We start from the raw sequence: 16,009 nt of genomic DNA on the forward strand, positions 1-16,009 counted from the left end.
GTCGGTGAACGGTCGCGGTCCAACGGCCCCGGCTCGGCGAGTGGCCCCGGTTGCTCAGATCACTCTTACCCGGACGGCCGCTGTCACCCGGGGCGCGGCCTCCTGGCCGACCCCCGGTGCGGATAGGCTAAGGATCGTTCCTATGTGCGGTTAGCCCGAGTAATGCCCTCCGGGGGCTGCCGTGCCAGCAAAGAAAGGCTCGTGCGTACCCCATGGCCCCCCGCCTCTCCGTCGTCGTCCCGATCTACAACGTCGAGCGGTACCTCGACGAGTGCCTGGCCTCGCTCGCCGCGCAGACCATGAGCGACCTCGAGGTCGTCATGGTGGACGACGGTTCCAAGGACGGCGGCGCGGACATCGCCAGGGCCTGGGAGGCGAAGGACACCCGGTTCCGTCTGGTCCAGAAGCAGAACGGCGGCCTCGGTCCGGCCCGCAACACCGGCATGGAGCACATCTCCCCGGACAGCGAGTTCCTGGCCTTCGTCGACAGCGACGACACCGTGCCGCCCACCGCGTACGAGCTGATGCTGGAGACCCTCGACCGCACCGGCTCCGACTTCGTCGCGGGCAACGTGCTGCGGTTCCGCTCGGTCGGGTACCAGCAGTCGCCGGTCCACCGGCGGCCCTTCGCCAAGACCCGGCTGGCCACCCACATCAGCGAGTTCCAGCCGCTGACCACGGACCGCACGGCCTGGAACAAGGTCTACCGCCGCTCGTTCTGGGACAAGCACAACCTGCTCTACCCCGGCATCCTCTACGAGGACGCTCCCGTCTCCATCCCGCTGCACTACCTGGCGGACAAGGTCGACGTCCTCGCCGAGCCGATCTACAACTGGCGCGAGCGCGAGATCGGCGCCCGTTCGATCACGCAGAACCGCACCGACCCCAAGGGCCTGATCGACCGGGTGGCCTCGATCGGGATGGTCAGGAAGTTCCTGCAGAGCCAGGACGGGCCCCAGTTCCACAAGTTCCTCACCGCCTACGACCGCAACGCGCTGGTCGAGGAGATCCCGCTCTTCTTCAAGGCGCTCCTCGAGGGCGGCGACGAGTACCGCACCGCCTTCCTCGACCACGTCGGCAGGATGATCGAGCAGATGGGCCCGGAGGCGATGAACTCGCTGCCGCAGCCGATGCGGCTCAAGTACTTCCTGACGGTCAAGCGCCGCCTGGACGACCTGATCGCGGTGCTGGAGTTCGACCGCACCCACCCCTGGACCATCCCGCTGCGCGGCAACGTCCGGCACCTGGCCGACTACGCCTTCCTCAGCGCGCCGGTGCCGGACTCGGTGCTGCGACTGGACTCGGAGCTCGTCGTGCGCAGCGGCCTGCACCGCGTGGACTGGAACGAGGACGGCAAGCTCTTCCTGAAGGGCTTCGCCTACCCCCGGCACCTGGGCGCGATGCACCGCCGCGACTCGATCAAGGCGCTGATGCTCCGTGAGCACGGCAGCCGCCGCACCGTGGTCGTGCCGGCGAAGACGGTCAAGGACCTCGAGGCCACGGCGGACGCGTACGACCAGCCGATGCGCCACTGCGACTTCGCCGGCTTCGAGCTGAACTTCGACCCGAAGCGGCTCAAGAACCGCGGCCACTGGGTCGACGGCACCTGGCGGATGACGATCGGCGTCTTCGGCCCCGGCCGTCCTCGCCGCAGCCGGATCAAGGCCGGTCACTACGACTCCGCCGCGAACCCGGCCCCGCACTGGGTCTCCGACAACGTCCGGGTGATCCCCGAGATCCGCGACGACCACCTCTACATCCGCGTCGAGACCGTCAGCGCGGTCGTCGGCTCGGCCTCGTCCGCGGGCGACGCGTTCCAGCTCAGCGGCCTGGTCGAGACGGCCAAGGCGAGCCAGGTCCGTTCGCTGCGGCTGAAGCACCAGGAGGACGGCGCCACGGCGGAGCTGGACTTCCCCGTCGTCCTGGGCGAGGCCGTCGGAGCGTGGACCTCGTTCACCGCCTCCGTGGACCACGCGCTGATGTCCTCCGCGCGCAAGGAGCTGGTGCGGCTGCGCCCGAGCCTGCAGGAGCAGGCCCAGGACCGTTGGGGCGCCCATCTGCTGCTGGCCGACGACTCCACGCTCGAGCTGGTGATCGACGACCGCGAGGGCCGCACCACGGTGCAGTACCCGGTGTCCGGGCCGGTCGAGGACCCGCAGGTGCTCTGCTTCAAGCGCTCGCCGCGCGGCTACCTCCAGGTCGTCGAGCAGCCGCTGCAACCGCTGTTCGAGAAGGTGACCGCGCTCCCCGCGGAGCAGGGCTTCGCGCTCGAGGGCACCTTCCCGCTCGACGGCCGCCACGCGCTGGAGCTGGTGCTGCGTCACCGCTACCACGCCCAGGTCCACGTGTACCCGGCGGAGGCCGTCGACGGCCGGATCTACGCCACGCTGCCCGCGCTGCCCAACGCCGGCTGGAACGGCGAGGTGCCGCTGCTCTCGGGTCAGTGGTCGCTGTTCGTGCGGGTGCTGTCGGAGACCCCCGAGAGTGAGGGGCCCCAGACCGGGCCGGTCGAGGTGCCGGCCAAGCTGGCCGCCCCGGCGCACGCGTCGCTGCCGCTCCCGGTCGAGGCACGCGGGCGGACGGTCAGCCTGCGCCGCCGCTACTACGACACCCTGCTGCTCGACGTGGAGCCCGCGGTCCCGCTGGCCGAGCGCGGCACCTTCCACCGCCGCCAGCTGCGCGAGGAGATCTACCCGGCCGCGCTGGCGCAGCCGATCCTGCCGCAGGTCCTCTACGACGTCTTCGAGGGCAAGGACTACTCCGACTCCCCCAAGGCGATCCACCAGGAGATGCTGCGCCGCCGCGACGACCTGGAGCACCTCTGGGTGGTCAGGGACCACCGCGCGGTCACCCCGCCCGGGACGCGGGCGGTCGTGCTGGACAGCGCGGAGTGGTACGAGGCGTACGCGCGCAGCCGGTACATCGTGGGCAACACGCACTTCCCGCGGTGGATCAGCAAGCGTCCGGGCCAGACGATCGTGCAGACCTGGCACGGCACGCCGCTGAAGCGGATCGGCTTCGACTTCGACAACGACTGGTTCGCCGACACCGACTACCTGGAGGCGCTGGAGCGCGAGGGCCGGCAGTGGCGACTGCTGCTGTCACCCAACCGGTTCAGCACCCCCATCTTCGAGCGGGCGTTCCACTACGAGGGCGAGATCCTCGAGTCCGGCTACCCGCGCAACGACATCCTGCTCGCCGAGGACCGCGAGCTGCTCGCGCGCCGGGTGCGGGAACAGCTCGGCGTGCCGGAGGGCAAGAAGGTCGTGCTCTACGCGCCGACCTGGCGCGAGGACCGGGTGCGTCACGCCGGCGGCCACCAGCTGGACCTCCAGCTGGATCTGGAGCTGCTGGAGCGCGAGCTCGGCGACGACCACGTGGTGCTGGTCCGCCCGCACGCGCACGTGGTGGACCAGGTGCACGGCGCCGGGAACGGCTTCGCCTGGGACGTCGGCAGCTACCCTGACATCGCCGAGCTCTACCTGGTCGCGGACGTGCTCATCACCGACTACTCGTCGGTAATGTTCGACTACGCGGTAACCGGACGCCCGATCCTCTTCTTCACGTACGACCTCGAGCACTACCGTGACTCCCTGCGCGGCTTCTACTTCGACTTCGAGCAGCAGGCCCCCGGTCCGCTGCTCGGCACCTCGGCCGAGATCGTCGACGCGCTGCGGAACATCGACCACGTGGTCAAGGACAGCGCTCCGGCCTACGAGGCGTTCCGCACCACCTACTGCGACCTCGACGACGGCCACGCCACCAGGCGCGTGGTCGACCGAATGCTGGAGCTTTGATGGCTGTGGGCTCGACCTCGACCCGCCCCACGCCGCCCCCGACCGCACCCGGTGTGCGGTCGCGGGTCGGCGGCCTGACCCGGCGGATCCGTCCGCTGGTGGAACGCATCCCGCCGCGGCTGCGTTTTCCGCTGGCGGTGGCCGGTATCTCGTTCCTGATCTCCCTCGTGTGGTGGGCAGCCTTCTACCCCGGGCTGATGAGCTTCGACAGCTACACCTACACGTGGGAGTCGACCACAGGTCACTGGATCAACGACCACTCGATCCCGTACATCACCTGTGTCTGGCTGACCCTCCAGATCACCGGCACCTACGCGCTGCTGACCTTCTGCCAGATCGTGGCTGCCGCGCTGACGATCGGCTACCTGGCGGCCGGACTGGACAAGTTCAAGATCCGGCGGGGCTGGATCATCGCCGCCGTCGTGCTCTGCGGCGTGCTGCCGCCGACCGGCGACTTCTTCATCTTCGTCTGGAAGGACGTGCCCTTCGTCCTGGGCGCGATGCTGGCCGCGGCCGCCGTGGTCCACCTGGTGGGCGACATGCTGCGCCGGCCGCGCGAGGCGCGGCGTGCGGTGCCCGGCCAACGACGGGACTGGCTGGCCTTCGGCGGCGGCATGCTGCTGCTCTGCCTGGCCCGGAACAACGGCTTCCTCACCGTCGTCCTGATCGGCCTGGTGCTGCTCGCCTGCCTGCCCTGGAACTGGCGCCGGATCGCGCCGATGACCGTGGTGCCGGTGCTGTTCTACTTCTTCCTCACCAACGTGCTCTACCCCGCCGTCGGGGTGCAGCCGCAGGTGAACAACTCGGCCTACACCTTTTTCTACGCCGACGTGGCCTACGGCTACAGCAAGAACCCGGGCATGTTCAGCGCGGCGGAGGTCCAGGCCATGGCCGCGGTGGCCCCGCTGGACCACTGGAAGACGGCCGGGGCCCAGTGCTGGGACACCGACCCGCTGACGATCGCCTCGAACAACTTCAACATGGCGGCCGCCTCGGCCAACCAGTCGGAGCTGATGTCCGCGTTCACGACGGTGCTGAAGAAGGCCCCGCAGTACGTCGCCGACGCGCACCTGTGCCGGGCGCACAACGCCTGGGCGGTCTTCCCCGACCACGGCATCTTCATGGCGCCGGTCAACTACACCGGGCCCTACCACGACTCGCTGATCTCGCACCCCGAGCTGAAGACCAGCCCGTACCACAGCGCGTTCCACGCGCAGCCGCTGTCGAAGAGCCTGAACCACCTGGCTGCCTGGTGGTTCCAGGTCTCGCGGACGCCGCAGCTCCAGTGGATCCTCTGGGGCGGCGCGGTGTGGTGCTACCTGACCTACGCGATCGTGGTGCGGCTCACCCGGCGGGTGTGGCGGCGCGAGGTGCTCGCGACCGCCGCGGTCATGGCCGGTCTCCAGCTGACCGTGCTCGCCGGAACGCCGGCCCCGCTCTACCGCTACATGGCCGGTCCGACGATCATCGGCGTGCTGCTGCTCCCCCTGGCCTTCGCAAGGCTCCGCCGCGACCCCGCGAATGACTGAGGACTCCCCCATGACCCTGACCCCCGTCCGCGAGCGTTCCGCGGACCGGCCGCGCGGTGAGCGTCCCGGTGTCCTGGGCGGGCTGCGCGCGCGCGGCGAGGACCTGATCGAGAGGATCCCGCCCCGCCTGCGGATGCCCGTGGGCGTGGCCGCGCTGGCCCTGGTCGGCTACCTGCTGTGGTGGGCGGCGTTCTATCCGGGGCTGATGACGTACGACAGCTTCAACTACACCTGGGAGTCGACGACCGGGCACTGGATCGACGACCACTCGATCTTCTACCTGGCCTGCGTCTGGCTCACCCTCAAGATCACCGGCGACTACGCGCTGCTGACCTTCTGCCAGGTGCTGGGGATGTCCCTCTCCATCGGCTACCTGGCCGCGGGGCTGCGCAAGTACCGGATCCGGACGCGCTGGATCGTCGCCTCGGTGGTGCTGCTGCTGGCGCTGCCCTCCAGCGGCGACTTCGTGATCTACATCTGGAAGGACGTCCCCTACGTCATCGGAGGCGTGCTCGCCTTCGCCGCGCTGACCCACATCGTCGGGGACGCGCTGCGCGTGCCGCGCGCGGAGCGCCGCGCCAAGCGGAACGGGAACGGTCCCGCCTGGGGCCAGCGCCGCGACTGGTGGCTGCTGGGCGCCGGGCTCACGCTCGTCTGCCTGTCCCGCAACAACGGCTTCCTCGCCGTCTTCCTGAGCGGCTGCGCGCTGCTGCTCTGCGTGCCGTGGCTGTGGCGCCGGATCGCCGTGGTGACCGTGATCCCGATCATGATCTTCATGGGGCTCGACAAGGGCGTCTACCCGGCGCTGGGCGTGACCAAGCCGACCGACTTCGCCGGCAACACCTTCTTCTACGCCGACATCGCCTACACCTACAGCAAGTCGCCGCAGGTCTTCTCCGCCGCGGATCTGGCCCTGCTCGGCGAGATCGCTCCGCTTCAGCACTGGAAGACCAAGGGCGCCGACTGCTACGGCGTCGACGGGCTGATGAACGGCGGCTTCAACAAGCAGGCCGCCGTGGACCACCACGCCCAGCTGATGACCCTCTTCTACAAGACGGTCCGCAAGGCCCCGCAGGACTTCCTGGACGCGACGATCTGCCGCGGCACCCCGGCCTGGGCGATCAACCCGGACCAGGACCGCACCTTCGTCATGGACGTCCGGTCCTCGGCCAACGGCTACACCTTCATGAACGCCCACCCCGAGCTCTACGCCAGCCCGTACTACCCCTCGATGCATGTGCGGCCGCTCTCCACGGTGCTGCACAAGGCTGCCAACTGGTGGTACAACCTCGGCAAGACGCCGCAGCTGAACTGGATCATCTGGGGCGGCGCCACCTGGTGCTGGTTCGGCTACCTCGTCCTGCTCCGGCTGACCCGCAAGGTCCGGCGCCGCGAGGTGCTCGCCATCGCGGCGATCAGCATCGGAATGCAGCTCAACGTCCTCGTGGCCACCCCCGGACCGCTGTTCCGGTACATGGCGACGCCGTTCTTCATCGGCGTGCTGACGCTGCCGCTGGCCTTCAGCCGGCTGAAGCGCGAGGAATCCTAACCGCAGGCGAACGCGAAGGTGCGGACGGGACGCCAGATCTCGTCCGCACCGAAGCGGTAGAGGCTGAAGCCCCCGGCGGTGAACTCCCCCCGGAACTCCTTCAGCTCCGCGAACGCGCGGTCCAGCGCGGCGGGTTCGACATCGTGTGCCACCGTGACATGCGGGTGGTAAGGGAACGCCAGCTCGCGGGCGAGCGGACCGGAACGGACCGAAGCCTCCAGCGCGCGGCACTCGCGCACCCCCGCGTCCAGGCGTAGGTAGACCACCTGCGAGACCGGCCGGAAGGTGCCCGTCCCCCGCAGCTGGACGGGGAAGGGCCGGTGCGCGGCGGCCGCCGCGGCGAGGTGGCGACCGACGGCCTCCACCTCCGCCACGGGGACGAGGGTCGGCGGCAGCAGGGTCACGTGCGTGGGTATCGCCCGGGCCTTCGAATCGCCGTAGCCGGCGCGGGCGTCCTGGATCAGCGAGGCGTAGGGCTCGGGCACCTCCAGGGAGACCCCGATCAGTACCGGGTCCCCCGGGTTCGTTATGTGACTCTGATCCATGCCGCCGCTCAGTGCTGGACCGGCTGGAGGAAGCCGATCCGGTCGTACGTCTCGGCGAGCGTCGGCGCGGCCACGGCGCGCGCCTTCTCCGCGCCGCGCGCGAGCACGCGGTCCAGCTCGGCCCGATCGTCCAGGTAGAGGCTGACGCGGTCCTGGATCGGGGCGACCCACTCGCTGTAGTAGTCGGCCAGCTCGGTCTTGAGCGCGCCGTACATCTTGCCCTCGAAGTGCTCGACCAGCTCGGGGATCGAGCGGCCGCTGATCGCGGAGTAGATGCTGAGCAGGTTGGAGACGCCCGGCTTCTGCTTCTCGTCGAAGGCGATGACGGTGTCCGTGTCGGTGACCGCGCTCTTGAACTTCTTCGCGCTGACCTTGACGTCGTCGAGCAGGCTGACCAGGCCCTTGGGAGAGGAGGCGGACTTGCTCATCTTCGCCGCCGGGTCCTGCAGGTCGAAGATCTTGGCCGTCTCCTTGGGGATGTACGGCTTCGGCACGGTGAAGGTCTGCCCGTAGCGGCTGTTGAAGCGCTCGGCCAGATCGCGGGTCAACTCGACGTGCTGGCGCTGGTCCTCGCCCACCGGGACCTGATCGGCCTGGTAGAGCAGGATGTCGGCGACCTGGAGGATCGGATAGGTGAAGAGGCCGACCGTGGTGCCGTCAGTGCCCTGCTTGGCGGACTTGTCCTTGAACTGCGTCATCCGGGACGCCTCGCCGAAGCCGGTGATGCAGTTCATCACCCAGGCGAGCTGCGCGTGCTCGGGCACGTGCGACTGGACGAAGAGCGTGCAGCGCTCCGGGTCGAGCCCGACGCCGAGCAGCTGGGCGACGGAGACGCGGGTGTTCTCGCGGAGCACCGCCGGGTCCTGCGCGACGGTGATCGCGTGCAGGTCCACGACCATGTAGAACGCGTCGTGCGACTCCTGCAGGGCCACCCACTGGCGCACCGCGCCGAGGTAGTTGCCCAGGTGGAAGGAGCCCGACGTGGGCTGGATACCGGAGAGCACGCGAGGACGGTCGATGGCCATGCGCACATTCTCTCAGGTGCGCGGCGGATCTTTCGCGCGGCTCCCGACGATCGAGCGCCCCCTCTTTGTGGCACGACCGCCACCTGCGCCTCGCGGCGGCGTTGTTCACCGCGCGGACCTGTGACAAAGGCACGGAGGTGCGGCAGCATGCCCACGCCGCTGGTGACGGTGATCACACCTGTCCACGACACGCGGGACTACGAGTCGACGTTCGCCGGCCGGGACGTCACCGGTTCGATCACACCCGCGCCGGGCCTCGGTCAACGGCGTGTCTGGCGCGCCGGCCGCGTCCATCGGCTGACGCCGATCCCCGGCCCCCACGGCGAGCTGGTGGTCTGGGTCGCCCCGATCCGCCTACGGCGCGTCGTGAAGCTGCGGCTTCAACGCCTGCTGCGGTTGCACCGCCAGGGGCGCGAGGAACTGCGCGACAAGCCACCCACGAGGTACAGCACCGAACGCGCAGGGCCATCCGCACAGGGTGGTTACTCGCGCAGTTCCTCGCGCCCCTCGGGGGGTGCCGTCACTCGGACACGGTCGACGCGGCGGCCGTCGAGCGTGGCCACCTCGATGACGTAGCCGTCCTCCGTGGTGATCCGGTCACCGATCAGCGGCAAGCGGCCCAGCTCGGCGACCACGTAGCCCGCCACCGTCTCGTACGGGCCCTCCCGCAGCTCGACGCCCGTCTCCTCCTCGAAGTCGCCGAGGTTCAGCAGCCCGTCCACCTCGATCGAGCCTCCGGCGAGCCGCCGCGTCGTCGAGAGTTCCTGCGAGTCGTACTCGTCGCGGATCTCGCCGATCACCTCCTCGACCAGGTCCTCCAGCGTCACGATGCCCGCCGTGCCGCCGTACTCGTCCACCACGATCGCCAGGTGGTGGCCCTCGTGCCGCATCTCCGACATCGACGGGAGGACCCGCTTCGTCGCGGGCAGCAGCTTCACCGGGCGGGCGATGTCGCGGACCGTGCCCACCGCGTCGGCCCGGTACAGGTCGCGGACGTGCACGAAGCCGACGACGAGGTCGTACGAGCCGTCCACCACCGGGTACCGCGAGTGCGGATACGCGGTGACCTCCTCCCGCACCGCCGCCACGTCCTGCGAGGCGTCCAGGAAGGTCACCTCCGTGCGCGGCACCATCACCTCGCGCAGCTGCCGCTCGCCCGCCACGAAGACGTCGCCGATCAGGCGCCGTTCGTCGCTGCCGAGCTCGGTGTTCGCGGCCACCAGACCGCGCAGCTCCTCCGAGCTCATCGCGTTGCGCCCCGCGCTCGGGTCGCCGCCCAACAAGCGGACCATCAGGTTCGTCGAAGCCGACAGCAGCCAGATCACCGGACGCAGCACCCGCGAGATCACGTCCACCAGCGGCGCCGCCGACAGCGCGATCGACTCCGCGCGCTGCAGGCCGATCCGCTTCGGGGTCAACTCCCCCAGCACCAGCGACACATAGGAGATCACCAGGGTCAGCCCGACCAGCGCCACCGCGTCCGCCGGGCCCTTGCTCATGCCCCAGTCCACGAAGATCGGCGACAGCTTCTTCGCCAGCGTGTCCGCGCCGAACGCCGCCGACAGGAAACCCATGCAGGTGACGCCGACCTGCACCGAGGCCAGGAACCGGTTCGGGTCCGCCGCCAGATGCGCGGCACGCGCCGCGCGCTTCGTGCCGCGCTCGGCCAGCGCGCGGATCTGGCCCTCGCGCAGGGAGATCAGGGAGATCTCGGCGACGTTGAAGATCCCGCCGACCACGATGAACAGAAGGACCAGCCCGGCATCGCGCAACGTCTCGCTCACCGGGCCAGTGTAGGGACCCCGGGTGCCGCTACCGGACCGGGAGGCCCGGCGCGGGGTACGCGTCCATCAGTGCCTTGACCTCGGCGCGGACCTTGCCGATCGTCTCCTCGTCGCCGCTGCGGGCCGCGACGACCACGCGGTCCATCCATTCGGCGACCACGGCCATCTCGCTCGCGGGGATCCCGCGCGAGGTCAGCGCGGGCGTGCCGATGCGGATGCCGGAGGGGTCGAAGGGCTTGCGGGTGTCGTAGGGCACGGTGTTGTAGTTGACGACGATGCCCGCGCGGTCCAGCGCCTTCGCGGCGACCTTGCCGGGGACGTCCTTGCCGGTGAGGTCGATCAGCAGCAGGTGGTTGTCGGTGCCGCCGGAGACGAGGTCGAAGCCGCGCGCGGCCAGGTGCTCGCCGAGGGCCTGCGCGTTGGTGACGACCTGGCGGGCGTAGGCGCGGAAGTCCTCGCCCCCGGCCTCCTTGAGCGCCACCGCGATGGCCGCCGTGGTGTGGTTGTGCGGGCCGCCCTGCAGGCCGGGGAAGACGGCACGGTCGATCGCCTTCGCGTGCTCCTCCGTGGAGAGCAGAATCGCGCCGCGCGGGCCGCGCAGCGTCTTGTGGGTGGTGGTCGAGACGACGTCCACGTGGCCGGCCGGGGAGGGGTGCGCGCCGCCCGCGATCAGCCCGGCGATGTGCGCGATGTCCGCGACCAGCACCGCGCCCACCTCGCGGGCGATCTCGGCGAAGCCGGCGAAGTCGATGGTGCGCGGCACGGCGGTGCCGCCGCAGAAGATCAGCTTGGGCCGCTCGGCCAGCGCCAGCGCGCGCACCTCGTCCAGGTCGACCCGGCCTCGCGTCTCAGAATTTCCAGTCCGGCGGACGCCGTACTGCACGCCGCGGAACCAGGTTCCGGTCGCGGAGACGCCCCAGCCGTGGGTGAGGTGGCCGCCCATCGGCAGCGCCATGCCCATCACCGTGTCGCCGGGCTTGAGGAAGGCCAGGTAGACGGCGAGGTTCGCGGGCGAGCCGGAGTACGGCTGGACGTTGGCGTGGTCCATCCCGAAGAGGGACGTGGCGCGCTCGATCGCCAGCGACTCGACCAGGTCGATGTTCTGCTGGCCCTCGTAGTAGCGCTTGCCGGGGTAGCCCTCGGAGTACTTGTTCGTCAGGACCGTGCCGGTGGCCTCCAGCACGGCGTGGGAGACGTAGTTCTCACTGGGGATCAGGCGCAGCGTGTCCGCCTGGAGCTGCTCCTCGGCGACGATCAGTGCGGCGATCTCGGGGTCCTGCTGGGCAAGGTACGACATGGCGTCCTCCGGGTCTCTACTCCACGCTACGTCCGTCGTAGCGGAGTCCGACCCGGCTGCCCAGGCGTACGGCAGACCGGAGGTGGTGCACCTCGCCGCTCCCTCGGGGTCCCTTCCCCGTGCGCCAGTCACGGCCCGGCCAGCCTACGGGACGGCTAGCCTGCGATGGTGGAGACGCTCACAGACCGAGACTTCTGCCCGGAGTGGCACGACGCGCTGGACCTGGTGAACCGGGACCTGGCCGCGACCGAGCCCGACGTCGAACCGTTCGCGCTGCTGCTGGACGACTGGGGTGTCCGCGTGGGCTTCGCCTCCTGGGGCAGCCAGGGCAACGCGCTGCCCGAGGAGTCCGGCCTGCCCGAAATCGCCGACGCAGCCCAGGAGTCGGCGACGGAGTATCTGTGGCGCGCGTGGCCGGTCTGCCCCGCGCACGAGCTGGGCATGCACGTGAGGCCACGCCCCGAGGACGGGGTGACCGTCTGGTGGTGTCGCGGGCGCGGCCCGGGAGGAGCACACAGCACCCCGGTGGGAACGCTGGAGGCCCGGCGGACAACCGGCCGCCGGGCCTCGAAGCGTGCGGGGAAGCGCAAGCAGGTCAGATGAGGCCGAGCTCCTTGACCGCGTCGCGCTCCTCGATCAGCTCGTTGACCGAGGCGTCGATGCGCGGGCGGGAGAACTCGTTGATCTCCAGGCCCTGGACGATCTCGAACTTGCCGTTCTTCGCCGTGACCGGGAAGGAGGACATGAGGCCGGCCGGGACGCCGTAGGAGCCGTCGGAGACGACACCCGCGGAGGTCCAGTCGCCCTCGGCGGTGCCGTTGACCCAGGTGTGGACGTGGTCGATCGCGGCGTTCGCGGCCGAGGCGGCGGAGGAGGCGCCACGGGCGTCGATGATGGCCGCGCCGCGCTTGGCGACGGTCGGGATGAAGTCCTCGGCCAGCCACTTCTCGTCGGAGACGGCCTCGGCGGCGTTCTTGCCGGCGACCTCGGCGTGGAAGATGTCCGGGTACTGGGTGGCGGAGTGGTTGCCCCAGATGGTCAGGCGCTTGACGTCGGAGACGGTGACGCCGAGCTTCTTGGCCAGCTGCGCCACGGCGCGGTTGTGGTCCAGGCGGGTCATCGCGGTGAAGCGGTCGGCCGGGACGTCGGGCGCGTGGTTCTGGGCGATCAGCGCGTTGGTGTTGGCCGGGTTGCCGACGACCAGGACGCGGATGTCGTCCGCGGCGTTGTCGTTGATGGCCTTGCCCTGCGGGCCGAAGATGCCGCCGTTGGCCGCGAGCAGGTCGCCGCGCTCCATGCCGGCGGTGCGCGGGCGGGCGCCGACCAGCAGGCCGACGTTGGCGCCGGCGAAGGCGGCGTTCGGGTCGTCGAAGATGTCGATGCCGGCAAGCAGCGGGAAGGCGCAGTCGTCGAGCTCCATCGCGGTGCCCTCGGCGGCCTTGACGCCCTGCGGGATCTCCAGCAGACGCAGCTTCACCGGCACGTCCGCGCCCAGCAGGTGGCCGGAGGCGATGCGGAAGAGCAGCGCGTAGCCGATCTGGCCGGCGGCGCCGGTCACGGTGACATTGACGGGGGTGCGGGTCATTTCTACCTTCTCCAGCTGTCGCCGACGCGTCTCTCGACGTCGAGAGACCAGCGTCAGGCTATCGCAACCGGCACGAGCCGAGGGCGTGCTGTCGTCACGCCCCCGGGAGTCCTTCATCACGTTTCCGACGTGCTCATGCCGATCCGGCATCAACCCAGCTCAGAGCGGTATCACCGGGGCTCACCGGAGCCCACCGAGGCGCTCAGTTCCCGCTGTTGTCGCTGTGTACGAGGTCGCCCAGCTGGTTCACGAGCGGCAGGTGAATCACCGGATCGGGCAACGCGGCGAGCGCGAGCACCACGATCACCGCGCCCATCACACCCATCACCACGATGTCGGTGAACCGGCTGCGCACGGCCAGCATCCCGACCTCGGGCAGCACGGCGCGCAGCAGGGCCCCGAGCAGCATGCCGACGCCGATGGTGACGATCCCGGCCCGCCAGGCGTTCAGCGCGGTGACCAGCAGCCCGACGCCGACGACGACCAGCACCAGCACGATCGGCCACTGCCGCACCGGCACCGGCTTGTCGCGACCGGCCGCCGCCGAACCACCCTCGGGACGGAAGGTCCCGGTGGTCTTCACCGGCGGCCGCTGCTGCGCCTTCGGGCGCTTCTCAACCCTCGGCACGTCGCTCGGCCGCCTCGACGACGTTGCTGAGCAGCATCGCCCGGGTCATCGGGCCGACGCCGCCGGGGTTCGGGGAGACCCAGCCGGCCACCTCGGCGACCTTCGGGTCCACGTCGCCGGTGTACACGCCGTCCACGCGGCTGACGCCCACGTCGAGCACGGTCGCGCCCGGACGGACGTCCTCCTGCTTGATCAGGTGCGGCACGCCCGCCGCCGCGACGATGATGTCGGCGGCGCGCAGGTGCGCGGAGAGGTCGCGGGTGCCGGTGTGGCAGAGGGTCACCGTGGCGTTCTCGCTGCGGCGGGTCAGCAGCAGGCCGATCGAGCGGCCGACGGTGATGCCGCGGCCGACGACGCAGACGTTCGCGCCGTTGAGCTCCACCTTGTGGCGGCGCAGCAGCTCGACGATGCCGTAGGGGGTGCACGGCAGCGGGGCCTCGACGTTCAGCACCAGCCGGCCGAGGCTCATCGGGTGCAGGCCGTCGGCGTCCTTGGCCGGGTCGATCAGCTCCAGGACGCGCTTCTCGTCCAGGTGCTTGGGCAGCGGCAGCTGGACGATGTAGCCGGTGCAGTCGGGGTTCGCGTTCAGCTCGCGGACGACGTCCTCGACCTGCTCCTGCGTCGCGTCCGCGGGGAGCTCGCGCTGGATGGAGGCGATGCCGACCTGCGCGCAGTCGCGGTGCTTGCCGCGCACGTAGGAGTGGCTGCCGGGGTCGTCGCCGACCAGGACGGTGCCGAGACCGGGGTTGACGCCCCGCGCCTTCAGCGCCTCGACCCTGGTGACGAGCTCGGACTTGATCGCTGCGGCGGTGGCCTTGCCATCGAGAATCTGGGCGGTCATGAGGCCATTCTCCCGGATCGCGGAAGTGCTTGTGTCACGGCACCCTCCTCACGCACGGACCGTGGTGGTCCGGTTGCAAATACGCCACAAGTCCGTCCCCGCCCCTTATCGAGGTGGACACGGCAGGAGCGGATCGGAACGATGGAGCGGTATCAGAAACGGGGACGGGGTGTCGGGGGGACCGTGAGCACTACGAGCGCGCCAGGCGCGCGCGCCGCGTGGGAGTACCGCTGGTCAAGGATCGCCGGGAGCCGCTACGGCGCGCCCCTGCGGGTGCTGCTGCGTGGCAGCGGCGCCGGGGTCCTCGCACTGGCGGCTGCGGAGGTCCACGCGACGCACGATCCTGGCGTGCTCTGTCCGCTGCGCCGCTTCACCGGGATCCCGTGTCCCGGCTGCGGCAGCACGACGGTCTTCATCGAGCTGGGCGCCGGTCATCTCGGCGCGGCGATCGCTGCCAACCCGGTCACGGTGCTGGTCGGCCTCGGTCTGCTGTTCGCCCCGCTCGGTGGTGGCCGCTGGTGGTGGCGACTGCCGTCGCGACAGAAGAACATCGTCATCTTCTCGGCCGCGGCCGTCTCCTGGGCCTGGCAGTTGCACCGATACGGCTTCCTGCCCTCCTGAGCGTCACTCCCCTCCGATAATCTCACCGCCCGTCAGTACGTCACGTCCCGCATCCCTGCCCGGAGGCATGAGCATGAGTTACCCGCCCGACCCGAACAACCCCTACGGCCAGCCGCAGCAGCCCAACCCTTACGGGCAGCAGCCTCCCCAGCAGCCCCAGCAGCCGCAGCCGGGCTACGGCTACCCGCAGCAGCCCCAGCAGCCGCAGCCGGGTTACGGCTACCCGCAGCAGCCGCCGGCCGACCCGTACGCGCAGCAGCAACAGCAGCAGGCGTACGGCTACCCGCAGCAGCCGCAGTACCCGGGCTACCCGGGCGGCGACCCGTACGCGGGCTACGTCCAGAACGCGTACGCGGGCTGGGGCGGCCGCGCGGTCGCGCGGATCATCGACACCTTCGTGATCGGGATCATCCCCTGGATCATCCTGTTCGCCGCCGACGGCCCGTCGAGCACGATCAACGCTGACGGCAGCGTCAGCAGCAACGTGGGCAGCTTCCAGCTCGGCGCGTTCTTCGTGAACATCCTGGTGCTGATCGGCATCGGCGTCATGAAGGGCACCATGGGCCAGTCCCTGGGCCAGAAGGCCGTGAACATCCACACCGTGCGCGAGGCCGACGGCCAGCGCCTGGAGATCGGCCCGGCGGTCGTCCGCGAGATCGCCCACGTGCTCGACGGCATCTGCTGCATCGGCTACCTGTGGCCGCTGTGGGACGCGAAGAAGCAGACCTTCGCGGACAAGATCATGAACACCGTGGTCGCCAAGTCCAACTGACCTGACGCCACCTGAAGAAGGCCCGCCGCCCCGAGG

13 protein-coding genes and 1 riboswitch are annotated in these 16,009 nt (G+C 70.1%); of the genes, 6 read left to right on the forward strand and 7 right to left on the reverse strand.

What is annotated here, in order from left to right; genetic code table 11:
* Nucleotides 1–212 precede the first annotated feature (212 nt).
* From ABIA32_RS06790 to ABIA32_RS06800, 3 genes are read left to right on the forward strand one after another with little or no spacing between them, the layout of a single operon-like run.
* Nucleotides 213–3,797, forward strand: a complete 3,585-nt coding sequence (locus ABIA32_RS06790) for a CDP-glycerol glycerophosphotransferase family protein (protein ID WP_370092944.1) — start codon at nt 213–215, stop codon at nt 3,795–3,797.
* Nucleotides 3,797–5,326 carry a DUF6020 family protein gene (locus ABIA32_RS06795; RefSeq protein ID WP_370092945.1) on the forward strand — a complete coding sequence of 510 codons (1,530 nt, stop codon included), beginning with the start codon at nt 3,797–3,799 and terminating at the stop codon, nt 5,324–5,326. The genes ABIA32_RS06790 and ABIA32_RS06795 overlap by 1 nt, the downstream gene beginning before the upstream one ends.
* Before the next feature lie 10 nt (nt 5,327–5,336).
* A complete protein-coding gene (locus tag ABIA32_RS06800; RefSeq protein WP_370092946.1) occupies nt 5,337–6,875 on the forward strand; it encodes a hypothetical protein in 1,539 nt (512 codons plus the stop codon).
* Here ABIA32_RS06800 and ABIA32_RS06805 read toward each other — a convergent pair.
* The 4 genes from ABIA32_RS06805 to glyA form a co-directional block, all read right to left on the reverse strand.
* On the reverse strand, nt 6,872–7,420 hold the full coding sequence (locus tag ABIA32_RS06805; protein WP_370092947.1) for a 2'-5' RNA ligase family protein: 549 nt from the start codon (nt 7,418–7,420) through the stop codon (nt 6,872–6,874). The genes ABIA32_RS06800 and ABIA32_RS06805 overlap by 4 nt on opposite strands.
* An 8-nt stretch (nt 7,421–7,428) precedes the next feature.
* Nucleotides 7,429–8,445, reverse strand: coding sequence for a tryptophan--tRNA ligase (gene trpS, locus ABIA32_RS06810; protein WP_370092948.1), 1,017 nt, complete (start codon nt 8,443–8,445; stop codon nt 7,429–7,431).
* 482 nt (nt 8,446–8,927) lie between these two features.
* The gene (locus ABIA32_RS06815) at nt 8,928–10,229 is read right to left on the reverse strand and encodes a hemolysin family protein (RefSeq protein ID WP_370092949.1); all 1,302 of its coding nucleotides are present in this window, start codon (nt 10,227–10,229) and stop codon (nt 8,928–8,930) included.
* Between the two features lie 28 nt (nt 10,230–10,257).
* Nucleotides 10,258–11,526, reverse strand: coding sequence for a serine hydroxymethyltransferase (glyA, locus tag ABIA32_RS06820; protein WP_370092950.1), 1,269 nt, complete (start codon nt 11,524–11,526; stop codon nt 10,258–10,260).
* 51 nt (nt 11,527–11,577) lie between these two features.
* Nucleotides 11,578–11,668, reverse strand: a riboswitch (ZMP/ZTP riboswitch).
* 26 nt (nt 11,669–11,694) lie between these two features.
* Between glyA and ABIA32_RS06825 the strand changes: the two genes are divergently transcribed.
* Complete coding sequence (locus tag ABIA32_RS06825) at nt 11,695–12,129, forward strand: hypothetical protein (RefSeq protein WP_370092951.1); 435 nt, start codon at nt 11,695–11,697, stop codon at nt 12,127–12,129.
* Here the strand turns inward: ABIA32_RS06825 and ABIA32_RS06830 are convergent.
* From ABIA32_RS06830 to ABIA32_RS06840, 3 genes are all read right to left on the reverse strand, one after another.
* Complete coding sequence (locus ABIA32_RS06830; protein ID WP_370092952.1) at nt 12,122–13,111, reverse strand: malate dehydrogenase; 990 nt, start codon at nt 13,109–13,111, stop codon at nt 12,122–12,124. The two genes, ABIA32_RS06825 and ABIA32_RS06830, sit on opposite strands and share 8 nt — an antisense overlap.
* 202 nt (nt 13,112–13,313) lie before the next feature.
* A complete protein-coding gene (locus tag ABIA32_RS06835) occupies nt 13,314–13,739 on the reverse strand; it encodes a DUF3017 domain-containing protein (protein WP_370092953.1) in 426 nt (141 codons plus the stop codon).
* A complete protein-coding gene (locus ABIA32_RS06840; protein ID WP_370092954.1) occupies nt 13,726–14,580 on the reverse strand; it encodes a bifunctional methylenetetrahydrofolate dehydrogenase/methenyltetrahydrofolate cyclohydrolase in 855 nt (284 codons plus the stop codon). The genes ABIA32_RS06835 and ABIA32_RS06840 overlap by 14 nt, the downstream gene beginning before the upstream one ends.
* Before the next feature lie 183 nt (nt 14,581–14,763).
* Here ABIA32_RS06840 and ABIA32_RS06845 point away from each other — a divergent pair, with 183 nt between their 5' ends.
* Complete coding sequence (locus ABIA32_RS06845) at nt 14,764–15,201, forward strand: DUF2752 domain-containing protein (protein ID WP_370092955.1); 438 nt, start codon at nt 14,764–14,766, stop codon at nt 15,199–15,201.
* A gap of 73 nt (nt 15,202–15,274) precedes the next feature.
* Nucleotides 15,275–15,973, forward strand: coding sequence for an RDD family protein (locus tag ABIA32_RS06850; protein WP_370092956.1), 699 nt, complete (start codon nt 15,275–15,277; stop codon nt 15,971–15,973).
* Nucleotides 15,974–16,009: the final 36 nt, after the last annotated feature.

The sequence above is a fragment of the Streptacidiphilus sp. MAP12-20 genome, from assembly GCF_041262525.1.
Lineage (GTDB): Bacteria > Actinomycetota > Actinomycetes > Streptomycetales > Streptomycetaceae > Streptacidiphilus.